Here is an 11,134-nt window from a genome sequence, read left to right as displayed (position 1 = left end):
GCGCATGGCTGCGGGTCAACTGGCCAAGCGCATTGATCGCTTCCTGGGAGCCGATGACGCTGCGCTCCTCGAGCACATGGCCGAAGATCATGATGATAGGCAACAACGCGGCGGTGAGCAGATCGCCGGTCGCCCACGCACCGAGCATGGCCAGCGCGATCAACTGATCGGTGATGCCGTGCAGGCTCGGATAACGCAGGCTGTACCACGCCGAACGGATCACCGGGACCGCCACCAGCAACGAGGCGAAACCGAGCAGCAATTGGCTGACCCCGGTTTGCTCCGGAAGTATCCAGCGCCAGAGCAAGCCCAGACCCAGCAGTCCGAGCGCAAGCATCGCCAGGGTCAACTGGCGCGCGGCACGGCGTTGTTCGGCCGAGGACAACAAACCTGGAGCAGCGGTGTTCGCCATCATTGAGTGGCTCCTTGGATGATCAACCGGGAATCGTCCTTCGGGTTGACGGTGGTGACCGACCCGGCCTGACCGAGAATTTTCGGCAGGCGTTCGCGATACAGACGCAGGAGCATTTGCGGGTCGGCAGACTTGGCCAGACTCGTGACGGTTGCGGTATCGGCCGAGGCTTTTGCAAGACGCTCGCCTGCCTGCGCGTGAGCCACTTGCAGGGTGCGGTCACCCTGTTCGTTGGCAGCTTGAGTGAGTTTTTCCGCCTCGGTACGCGCATTGGCCACCGCCTTATCGGCTTGCTGACTGGCGGTCAGAACCGCGTTGAAGGCACTGACCGCCGGCTCCGGCAGACTTGATTGCACATCCACCCGCGACACCTCGATGCCGATGCCTTGCCCGCTTGCCTTCAGTTCAGCGAGTCGCGCGTTGATGCCTTGCACCAGATCACCGCGCAATCGCTCACGACGCTCGGCCGCCTGATTGTCGGCGCCGATCAGTTCCGGACGCGCGACCAGAATGGTGTCGAGATCGCGCGCGGCAGTCAGCGCTACAGCGCTGCGCGTCACCAACCGATCAAGTGCCGGCAGCACATGCTCGCCTTGCAATACGAATTCGTAGGGATCGGAGACTTGGTAAAACACTCGCACGTCCAGTTGCACTACACCGGCGTCACCGGTCAATAAATAACCAGATCCGGCGAGTGCATCGCTCAACGGAGTGGCGAAAGACGCCACCCGATCAGCCTTCAGAGCTTCGTCACTGCGCAACGGATTTTCCACCCGACGCTCGATCACCCGGTCCGCCGCCGGCAATAGAACTACCTGCTCAAAAGGTTGCGGCCAAGCCCATAACAGTCCAGCACTCTGAACGCGATCCAGCGCGCCGAAGTGCAGCACCACGGCGCGGTTCTGTGGATCGATCTGCCGCACATTGGAGAACGCCCATGCCAGCGCCGCCAACACGGTGATCGCATACAGAGAGATGAATGTAAGACGTCCCGCCTGAATCCACGGACTGTTCAACGCATGTGTTCCACGTGGAACTTCTTTATTCATGGCTGCGATCCGGGCTTGCTGTCGAGGTTCGGCGGGCCATCGACGAGCACGCGGAACGGCGCGGCATCGGTGCGCAGAATCAGTTTGGTTTCCGGCGTGACGATGGTGCCGAGGGTATCGAGCGAGCGCAGCAGGTTGTACAGCTGCGGCGAACTGGCGTAGGCGCGACCATAAATCTGCGCAGCCTCGACCCGTGACTGTGCTTCGATATCGGCGGCTCTCACCGTCGCATCGGCCTGGACGATCCGCGCATCGCGCTCGGCGGCGGAGCGGATTTGCGCCGCCTCGCGTTTGCCAACAGCCGTGCGTTCGGTAGCAATGGTTTCACGCTCGGCGCGCATGCGGTCGACCGTGGCGCTGAGCGTGACCGAGGGCAAAGTCAGCCGCTCGATACCGACCTGCACCACGCGCACGCCATAAGTAGCAAGCAACTGTTGATCGATCTGCTGACGCAACTGCGCTTCAAAACCAGCGATGCGCACTTGTTTGGCATCAGTGTTGACCAGATTGGCCAGGTCGAAACTGCTGGCCGTGGTCTCCAGTGCCGAGCCGACAAAAGTGCGAATCTGCCGCGCCGCTTCGTCCGGCTGATTCTGCACGGCACGCATGAAACGCTGCACGTGTTCAGGATCACCCTGCACCTGCCACGCGACGTAGGCCTGAACGATGATGCGCAAACCGTCCTTGGTGCCGACGTCCTGCAAACCACTTGAGGTGGTACGTAGACGCAGGTCCACCGGGATTGCCGCTTCGAACGGTGCCGGCCAGCGCCAGCTCAAACCGGGATCAAGCAATACCCGCGAAGGATTACCGAAACGGGTGATGACCGTGGCTTCACCGGAGCGCACTTGCACCAGACTTGCGGCGGCAATGGCAAACGCCACCAGCAACGCAGCCCAGCCCATACGCCGCCATGGAAATGGCCCGGCCTCTTGCGGATCGCCGTGATGGTGATGATGACCATGATGGTGATGCCCGCCGTGGCCGTGGTCGTGGCCGCTGTGGTCGTGAACGTCATGAACAGGCGACTGGCTCAATGGGTGGCTCCTGGTTGAGCGGTGGTACGGGCGGGCGACGGATCAGCCGGCAACGTAAAAGTTCGCAGATCGATGGTTGGCGCATGCGCACTGCCGCCGAGTCGACGGTCGAGCACCAGCAACCTGGCCTTACTCAAGCCCTGACTGAGCTGGCTGAGATATTGCTCCAGCACGAAGGCTTGGCCGGCACTGGCGAAGGCTTTCTGTTCGGCGCTGAATTTCAGGTCGGCGGCTTGCGCGGCGGCATTGATCTCCCGTGCGTTTGCCGTTGCCCGGTCGCGCGCCGTGCTCGCCTGCAACTGCGCTTCATTACTGGCCTGCGCAGCCGCCCCGCGTTCGCGAGCGATCAACGCCTGCGCGCCGATCTGCGCCGCTTGCACACTGTGATAGGCATTCGCCGCGCCGGCCGGTGGATGAATCGCTTCGACAACTGTGGCGAGGATTTCCACGCCACTGTTCAATGTGTTCAGATCATTTTGCACTGCGCGACCGATTTCCTCAGCCAGCCCTGCCCTGTCATCGCCGAGCAGACCGTCGAGGGTGCGCGAGGCAAAATCGTGAACCAGGATGCGGCTGGCGGTGCTGCGAATCAGCGTCGGTACATCAGCGCTGTTGTAGGTCGCGGCAAGTGCCGCTTCGTCGTTCAAACCGATGCGATAAACGAAGCGCACGTCCATGTTGACAATTTGCAGGCCCTGTTGCGCGCCGCGGCGGCTGGCGATGACCTGGGATTTGTCGTTGACGTGGCTGGCGTCCCACAAACGGTTGGCGGTCAGCGGCGCCGGGCCTTCAGCTGAATCGGACTGCATAGCGACTGGCTTATCGCCGACGCTGGTTGCCAGTTCGTGGACTACGCCGTTCTCAACGCTCAGCACACGCCCCAACGGCCAAGGTAATCCGACGTGCAAACCTGGGCCGAAAACCTGTTTCGGTTTACCGAAGCGCTCGTAGATGCCGCGACCTTGCAGGGAAATTTCATGTACGCCGGTCAGCAGCCAACCGCTCAGTGCCACCACTGCCAACACGGGTAACAAAGCCCGGCGCATGTAACTGAACGCCCAGATCTGGCGCAGATCGATGCCGAACCGATTGTGCATTTCATGCTGCAACGCCAGCCACGGCTGCGGCGGCCAGCGCAGCATATCGGCGATAAAACTGCGCGCCAGCAGGGTCGGTTCCAGTTGCTCACGCCGCGGGCTGAAGACAGACAGTAACGCGCGCAACAGCAGTTCGACGGCAACCAACATTGGCAGGACTGCGCTGAGCACCGCCACGCGTACCGGCCAGACTGCGTTTTCGCTGGCAAACAACAGACACAGCGCACCGATCAACAGGGTGATGATCACCACCCGGGTCAGTTGCGCCAGCGTAGCCGCTTCCGGCCATTGCGCCGGCGGTTCCTGCGCCAGGTGCCGCTCCAGCACCAGCAGGGCAAACGCCAGCAACAACGCCAATGCTGCACCGATGCTCGCCGACAGCCCCAAGGCCGCCGCAGGCAACGTGAGATTCCACACCTGCTCAATACCAAGCAGAACCAGCAACGCCCAGCCGCCGAGCCACAACGTCGGCGCGCCGATGTGCCCCAGCAGATGGCGGCTCTGCTGACTCAATCGCTCCAGCAGCCTTTCGTACCAGCCCTCGGCTGCGGCGCCCTCCTCCACGACGGTCGATTGCGAAGCGGGCGGATGCATCACCCGCGCGCGCCACTGCGTCACCCACCAGGCCGATTGCAGACCGGCGACCAGCACCAGCAACGCCGCGCTCTGATTGACCAACAACGGCAACCACAGGGATTGCGGCACAAACAGGCCGACAAAAAACGCCAGCACCCAGCCCGACGCGGCCACTGCGCCGAGTCCATACGCCAACCGACGCAATTTGCGTGACTGCGCGGCTGCCTGCTGAAAGCGCGGCAGCCCGGTGACTGGCGTGGCGTCCAACTCAAGATCGACTTGCATAACACCCCGGCGAAATAGTCTTAGCGTTACGATATAACAGAGACTGTGAAATATTCGTACACAATTGCCTTTATTCAAAGTCGCCGCAGCTGTCGCTTGCCTGAAGCCTTGACCGAAATGTCCGACAACGCTCATATTACGCACGTAATTTTTATCGCGACTAATCTTGGCTATCCCCCATAGAGCAATCTGGAGCAAGCGCATGAGCAACTATGACGTGGTGATTCTGGGCGGCGGCCCCGGCGGTTATAACGCAGCGATCCGCGCGGGCCAGCTCGGGCTCAAGGCCGCTTGCGTCGAAGGACGTGCGACCCTCGGCGGCACCTGCCTGAACGTTGGTTGCATGCCGTCCAAGGCCTTGTTGCACGCCTCAGAGCTGTACGCCGCTGCGGTGGGTAAGGAGTTCGCCAATCTCGGCATCGAGGTCGAACCGAAGCTGAACCTTGCGCAGATGATGAAGCAGAAGGACGAAAGCGTCGCCGGCCTGACCAAGGGCATCGAGTTTCTGTTTCGCAAGAACAAGGTCGACTGGATCAAGGGTTGGGGTCACATCGACGGCCCGGGCAAAGTGACGGTGACCGACGCTCAAGGCAACAAGAGCGAGCTCAGCGCCAAGGACATCATCATCGCCACCGGTTCCGAGCCCACTCCCCTGCCCGGCGTCGAGATCGACAACCAGCGCATCCTCGATTCCACCGGCGCGCTGTCATTGAGTGAAGTACCCAAACATCTGGTGGTCATTGGTGCCGGGGTGATCGGCCTGGAGCTGGGTTCGGTGTGGCGGCGACTCGGCGCGCAGGTCACCGTGGTCGAATACCTTGATCGTATCTGCCCCGGCGTCGATGGCGAGGCCGGCAAGACCTTGCAGCGCGCGCTGAGCAAGCAAGGCATCGCCTTCAAACTGAGCTCGAAGGTCACCAGTGCCACCAGCTCCGCCACAGGCGTGCAGCTTAGCGTCGAGCCTGCCGCCGGTGGCACGGCTGAGCTGATCGAAGCCGACTATGTGTTGGTAGCCATCGGGCGCCGGCCGTACACCCAGGGCTTGGGGCTGGAGAACGTCGGCCTGAGTACCGACAAACGCGGCATGCTCGCCAACAAACAGCATCGCACCGAAGCCGCCGGGGTCTGGGTGATCGGCGACGTCACGTCCGGGCCGATGCTCGCGCACAAGGCAGAAGACGAGGCCATGGCCTGCGTCGAGCAGATCCAGGGCAAGGCCGGCGAGGTCAATTACGCGCTGATCCCCAACGTCATCTACACCCAGCCGGAGCTGGCCAGCGTCGGCCAGACCGAAGAACAGCTCAAGGCCGAGGGCCGCGCCTACAAGGTCGGCAAGTTTCCCTTCACCGCCAACAGCCGGGCGAAGATCAATCACGAGACAGAAGGCTTTGCCAAAGTCCTCGCCGACGAGCGCACGGACGAAGTGCTTGGCGTGCACCTGGTCGGGCCGAGCGTGAGCGAGATGATCGGCGAATTCTGTGTGGCGATGGAGTTCAGCGCCTCGGCCGAGGACATTGCCCTGACCTGCCATCCGCACCCGACGCGTTCGGAAGCGTTGCGTCAGGCGGCGATGAATGTCGAGGGAATGGCGACGCAGATGTAGGTTCAAACCTTGCCGCCGTCTTCGCGAGCAGGCTCGCTCCCACTTTGGAATGCGTTCCCCCGTGGGAGCGAGCCTGCTCGCGAATGGCGCCACCCGGTCTACAGCGGCAGATGGCCTAACGGCAACGCCCCCGGCGCTTTCACCGTGTGGATGGCAAAGTTGCTGCGAATATCGCTCACACCCGGAAGCTTGAGCAGATGGCCGCTGACAAAGCGGTCATAAGCGCGCAAGTCAGGCACCACTACCTGCAACAAAAAGTCCGATTCGCCGGACACCAGAAACGCTGAGACCACCTCAGGCAGCGCAGTAACAGCGGCATAAAAAGCCTCGGCGCGTTCTTCGTTGTGCCGCTCGACCTTGACCCCGACAAACACCGTCAGCCCCAGCCCGACTTCATCGCGATCCAGATTGGCCTGGTAGCCTCGGATCACCCCCGCCTCTTCCAGCATGCGCACCCGGCGCAGACACGGCGAAGCCGACAGGCCGATTTCTTCCGCCAGCTCGACATTGCTCAGGCGCCCGTTGCGTTGCAGCGCGGCGAGGATCTTGCGGTCATAGGCGTCGAGTTTCATCTTTGGCAGATCCCGATAGTTACAGGCTGTAAAGCCAGCAGGTTATGCCAAAACTGCCACGGTTTGAAGCCGACTACGCAAGCACCTGCCCTGCTCTCTCGCTCTAGACTGGCCCGAGCAAATCGACATCAAAAAGGGGTGTGATGTGGCAAGTCTGTGGCTGTTTATCCTGACGCTGGCTGTGGTTCTGCTACTGCCGGGACCGGACATGATCCTGCTGTTGCAAACCGGTGCGCGGCAAGGTCGAGCTGCGGCGCTGGCCACCGCGCTGGGCCTGGCCATCGCCCGCGCCTGCCACGTGGCACTGGCGGCATTGGGGCTGGCGGCGTTGTTCAAAACCGCGCCGTGGACATTCGATGTGGTACGCATCGCTGGCGCGGCCTATCTGTTGTGGATCGGTATCCAGTGTTTTCGCAACTCGCTGGTGCCGAGCCTGCAAACCCACGAGCAGGCACCCGCCCACGGCCAGTGGCGCGATGCGATCCGGCGCGGTTTGCTGACCAACCTGCTCAATCCCAAGGCGTTGCTGTTCTGCTCGGTGCTGTTGCCACAGTTTATCGTCAGCGGCGGCGCGCCGGTGCTGACACAGTTCGCCGTGCTCGGCCTGGTGCTGGTCTGCATCGGCCTGCTGTTCGACAGTGTTGTCGCCATGACCGGCGCGGCACTGGGCCGTTGGCTGCAACACAGTCCAACCGCCCAGCGCGTTCAGCAATGGCTGTTCGGCAGCCTGTTGATTGGCTTCGCCGTACGCCTGAGCTTCATTCAACAGGCCTAGCCTTTGCGCACCTTGCGCTGACGGCGGGTGATCAGCAGTAACGCAGCAACAGCGACCAGGATGACCGCGCCGATCTGCACCGGCCACTTGTACGGCCGCAGCGTTTCACGCACGGCATCGGTCACCTGGGTGACGTAGCGCTTGTCGGCATTCTCAAAATCCGGATACGGGCATTGATGGCCAAAGTCCGCCGCCCACGTTACGTAAGGGCCTTCCTTGACGTAGCGCTGATACAGCGCACTCTGGTCTTCAAGGCTGCTGTTCCAGCCGGCGGCGTTGCACAACACGGCGGCAAATGCCTGACTGGTGTGCGGCAGGTTATCGGCGGCGCGACCGGCCAGTGCCGTGGCGACAAAACGATAGTGATAACGCTGATCCGGTTGCGCGGCGCTGGCCTGCTGGCGCTGCACTTCCGCCGCTGAAATCAGCGGGCCGACATCCAGCTTCGTGCTCTCCAGCGTGTAGTTGCCGCCGAAGGTGGCGTAATCAGGGGCCATCTCATAACCGAGGATGTCCATGCCCCAATCACGAGCCGTCCACGCGGCATTGTACAAGGCACTGGCGCGTTTGCTCGGCCACCACGCCGACTCGGCCTTGAGCCGTTGCTCGCCATACAGCCGGGCCTTGTGCTGAAGATCGTCACTGGCGAAATAAGCGACCGCTTCCTCGTAACGCCCCTCACGCAGCAGGCGCCGACCGAGCAGATTGCGCAGATTGGCGGCCACCGACAGCGGCACATAGTTGTCGCGCTCCTGCTGCGTCAACGGCGGCGGCGCCGGCACGTTCTCATCGACGTACTGCTTGAGCTCATCGACCGTCAGCACCCGCTCGGCAACGGTGGCGGCATCGAACCAGTAAAGGCTGTTGCTGCGATACAGCTGCACGAACGCTTGCAGGTATTCGCCGCGTTGCAGCGCCAGGATCGCGCTTTCGCCCTCGACCCGGCATTTTGGCTGCACCGTTTCAAACGCCCAGTCCGGCGTGCGGCGATAACCCCAGTCTTCATTCTGCGGAAAGGCCTGGGCGGCTTTGGCGTAGGCGGCGGCAGCAGCAGTCGTGTCGCCGTCACGCACCGCCAGTTTTGCCCGCAGCCACCAGGCCAGCCCGCCGTCCCCGGCATTCTCAAGAAACGCCTTGGCGGACGCGTAGTCGCCCTGTTGATAACTCATCGCCGCCAGTCGATCGGCATTGTCGAGGCTGCCACGGGTGCTGTTTTGCAGGAGTGTGACGAGTTTCTTTTCATTCGGCGGCTGCTCACCAAATGACCAGCCCTGACGGCTGACCAGCGATGCCGTGACCAGTTGCTGCACTGCTGGCTGCTGCAGCAGTTTGGCCAACTGAGATTCCGGCAATTCGGCCAGTTCGTTCATCAGTTGCTTGAGCGAGGTGTAACCGACGGCCGAACCGTGCAGGTTCTGTGCTTCGTACAATTCGATGGCGCCGCTCCAGTCGCCCGCGCTGCGCAACACCCGCGCCTCCTCACCAAGGCTGGCAACGCCCAGTTCCAGCGGATCGCTGAAGCCGTCGATGCTCAGTTGCCGGGCCTGACGAAAGGCATCCCGCGCCTGCTCCAGCGCTTCGATGCGGTCGTGCGCCTCACTGCTCATGGCAAAAGCGATGCGCCCCAGGGAATACGCAGCCCAGGTGCTGCGCAACGGACGCTGCTCTGCCGGCAGCGCCAGCACCTTGTTGAAATACTCCGTGGCCAATTGATGATCGCCGGTGGCAAAGGCCACCGCGCCGGCGACGTACAAACGGATTTCCGCCGGCAGACCGGCGCCCTGCTCCTCGGCCTGACGTGCATCGCTGAGCCCGCGCAGTTGCTTGATCACAGCGTATTGCTCGGCGCTCAGGCCAACCTGCTCAGCCTGTTCCCGCGCGAGCTGAGCCGCGTTGTCTTCGGCATAATCGTTGGGGTTGTGGGTCGCCGCAGTAACGTTTTTCAGCCCGGCAATGGTTTTACCGAGGCGACTGACTTCGAAGCTGAAACTGCCTTCGGGCAAATCGGCCAAGGTCTGCGCGCGATTGTCGAGCAGGCGCATCGGAAAGTCCGGGCCGCAGGCCAGCGCCGAACCCAGCGGCAGGCTGAGGCTCAGGCAAAGCAGATGGCGGGGCCAGTTACGGGTCAACATGCGAACCTCCTTGATCAATATGTGCACAACGCGCCCAACCGACAGCGCGCTGTCCGCCCGCCGGCAAGCGACCGTCACGCAGGCGGGTGAAGGTAAGCAGATTGGCACTTTGTTGCAACGAGTAACCGGCGAGCGCATCGGCGCCTGCACAATCCCGCGCCTTCAGCGAGATTTGCGCGGGCCACGGGCTGTCGAGATTGCCGCGGTTTTCGAGCTGGATGTCATAGAGACCGCCCTGCTCTTTGAATGACAGGCGCAACTGACTGTTCAGCACATCGCCGCGAGCCACTGCGCGCAAAGTAGTCAGGCTCCAGGCGCGAAGATCGTTGGCCAGCGGCAGGCGAAACCAGATCAATCCAGCCAGATGCTCGGGCGGATCCTCACGCAAGGTCTGGCTCAGTTCGCCGAGTTGCAGCGGATCGGCGAGCAACTCCCGGCGCTGCCCGCCGCGCTCCAGTTGCACTTCGCTTTCCACCACGGGCGCGCCGCCGTCAGCGTCCAACAGCGCAACGCCGTAGGCCGGCAGCGCCAGATAGAACGGTTTGTCGCTGATGCGTGCCCAGGCCTTGGCCCACTTCAACGCCTGCTCGGGATCAAACAGACCCAGTCGCGGATCGCTCACGGCGTGGACTTGCAGCACGCTGCTGTCGACGCTTTGCAACAGCGCCGGCAACTGCGCGCTATCGAGCCAGGCCGGCAGCGCGGTGATGCTCAAAGGCAACGATGGCGGCAAGGCCGTGCGCAAATGTTTGAGGAATTCAGCGTACGCGGGCAGCCGTGCGTTGCCGGCATCGTGGTCGATTTCGATACCGTTCAGCGTGAGGCCTTGCGCTTGCCAATCGGCAATGACCTGGAGAATCTGCGCGGTGACCTGCTGCTGATCCAGCGACTGTAACTGGCCATCAAGGCGAATCACTGCAATCAAAGGGCGGCCATCCGCTTTCAACAAGTCTGGATCAACCCGCGCCCTGCTCCACCGCTCGCCGGGAAAGGCCTGCAATGCCAGCACGCGCAGTGTCGAGAAGTCGTGACGACTGTCGCGCAATGCCAATTCATGCGCAGACGTCCACTGGCGTTGCCAGACATAGAGTTGCTGGTCGAGTGGAGGCGCGACGGGTTGCTCGCACCCCGCAAGCAACACGCCGAGAAACAGACCCGCAATAAACCGCATACCTGGAAAATCCCCGAGACCACAGGCCGCAAGGTTACACAAAAACCGCGTAGGAGCTGACGAGTGAAACGAGGCTGCGATCTTTTGATCTTGATCTTGCTTCAAGACTCCAGATCAAAAGATCGCAGCGTACTGCAGCGCCTACAGGGATGCCGCAGGTTTGCGCGCGATGATCACCTGACTCTTGGCCACCACCGCATCCAGCGCCTGCTTGATTTGCGCACCGCGCGGGGAATCCAGCACCGCTTGCCAGGTGTTGGCCCAGTGCTCGAGCATCGGGTGATCGGGGTTGCTGAACTCGACCTTGGCCTCCCAGAACAGCATCATCCACATCGACCAGTAGAAGCCATATTGACTGTGGCTGACGATTTCCAGCCCGGCCTCGCTGACCATGGCCTTGAACTGGTCTTCGCTGATGATGCGTA

Annotated in this window: 8 protein-coding genes and 2 pseudogenes; 2 read left to right on the top strand and 8 right to left on the bottom strand. The window is 62.2% G+C overall.

The genetic code is table 11. From position 1 onward, the window contains the following. The 4 genes and pseudogenes from D6877_RS16465 to D6877_RS16450 form a co-directional block, all read right to left on the bottom strand. A pseudogene (locus tag D6877_RS16465) lies at positions 1-415 on the bottom strand (cation-transporting P-type ATPase); the annotation flags it as partial. Further along, positions 412-1,461: a protease modulator HflK gene (locus D6877_RS16460; RefSeq protein WP_130911468.1), complete on the bottom strand. Its 1,050-nt coding sequence runs from the start codon at positions 1,459-1,461 to the stop codon at positions 412-414. The pseudogene D6877_RS16465 and the gene D6877_RS16460, both read right to left, overlap by 4 nt. Beyond that, positions 1,458-2,498 carry a protease modulator HflC gene (locus D6877_RS16455; protein WP_130911467.1) on the bottom strand — a complete coding sequence of 347 codons (1,041 nt, stop codon included), beginning with the start codon at positions 2,496-2,498 and terminating at the stop codon, positions 1,458-1,460. Before D6877_RS16455 ends, D6877_RS16460 begins: the two co-directional genes overlap by 4 nt. Continuing rightward, positions 2,495-4,456, bottom strand: coding sequence for a protease modulator HflK (locus D6877_RS16450; protein WP_130911466.1), 1,962 nt, complete (start codon positions 4,454-4,456; stop codon positions 2,495-2,497). The genes D6877_RS16455 and D6877_RS16450 overlap by 4 nt, the downstream gene beginning before the upstream one ends. Before the next feature lie 202 nt (positions 4,457-4,658). On the opposite strand from D6877_RS16450, the gene lpdA reads away from it, so the two are divergent. Beyond that, complete coding sequence (gene lpdA / locus D6877_RS16445) at positions 4,659-6,059, top strand: dihydrolipoyl dehydrogenase (protein WP_130911465.1); 1,401 nt, start codon at positions 4,659-4,661, stop codon at positions 6,057-6,059. A gap of 98 nt (positions 6,060-6,157) precedes the next feature. Here the strand turns inward: lpdA and D6877_RS16440 are convergent, their stop codons facing one another. Then, positions 6,158-6,631 carry an Lrp/AsnC family transcriptional regulator gene (locus tag D6877_RS16440; protein ID WP_041476556.1) on the bottom strand — a complete coding sequence of 158 codons (474 nt, stop codon included), beginning with the start codon at positions 6,629-6,631 and terminating at the stop codon, positions 6,158-6,160. Positions 6,632-6,776: 145 nt separating this feature from the next. Between D6877_RS16440 and D6877_RS16435 the strand changes: the two genes are divergently transcribed. After that, entirely contained in the window at positions 6,777-7,406 is a 630-nt protein-coding gene (locus D6877_RS16435; protein ID WP_130911464.1) for a LysE family translocator, read from the top strand. Here D6877_RS16435 and D6877_RS16430 read toward each other — a convergent pair. From D6877_RS16430 to D6877_RS16420, 3 genes and pseudogenes are all read right to left on the bottom strand, one after another. Then, positions 7,403-9,538 (bottom strand): hypothetical protein, encoded by a 2,136-nt coding sequence (locus tag D6877_RS16430; RefSeq protein WP_130911463.1) that lies wholly within the window; start codon positions 9,536-9,538, stop codon positions 7,403-7,405. The genes D6877_RS16435 and D6877_RS16430 overlap by 4 nt on opposite strands. After that, positions 9,525-10,709, bottom strand: a complete 1,185-nt coding sequence (locus D6877_RS16425; protein ID WP_130911462.1) for a DUF3142 domain-containing protein — start codon at positions 10,707-10,709, stop codon at positions 9,525-9,527. The genes D6877_RS16430 and D6877_RS16425 overlap by 14 nt, the downstream gene beginning before the upstream one ends. A gap of 141 nt (positions 10,710-10,850) precedes the next feature. Next, positions 10,851-11,134, bottom strand: a pseudogene (locus D6877_RS16420) (SAM-dependent methyltransferase); the annotation flags it as partial.

The sequence above is a fragment of the Pseudomonas sp. Sample_9 genome (genome assembly GCF_004307535.1).
Classification (GTDB): Bacteria; Pseudomonadota; Gammaproteobacteria; order Pseudomonadales; family Pseudomonadaceae; genus Aquipseudomonas; species Aquipseudomonas mercuritolerans.
The sequence above is the reverse complement of the archived record's forward strand: the minus strand, read 5'-3'. Positions and strand labels throughout refer to the sequence as shown.

Coding starts and splice junctions, on each gene's coding strand:
- lpdA (WP_130911465.1), top strand. CDS start 4,659: ATGAGCAACTATGACGTGGTGATTCTGGGCGGCGGCCCCGGCGGTTAT.
- D6877_RS16425 (WP_130911462.1), bottom strand. CDS start 10,709: ATGCGGTTTATTGCGGGTCTGTTTCTCGGCGTGTTGCTTGCGGGGTGC.
- D6877_RS16440 (WP_041476556.1), bottom strand. CDS start 6,631: ATGAAACTCGACGCCTATGACCGCAAGATCCTCGCCGCGCTGCAACGC.
- D6877_RS16430 (WP_130911463.1), bottom strand. CDS start 9,538: ATGTTGACCCGTAACTGGCCCCGCCATCTGCTTTGCCTGAGCCTCAGC.
- D6877_RS16460 (WP_130911468.1), bottom strand. CDS start 1,461: ATGAATAAAGAAGTTCCACGTGGAACACATGCGTTGAACAGTCCGTGG.
- D6877_RS16450 (WP_130911466.1), bottom strand. CDS start 4,456: ATGCAAGTCGATCTTGAGTTGGACGCCACGCCAGTCACCGGGCTGCCG.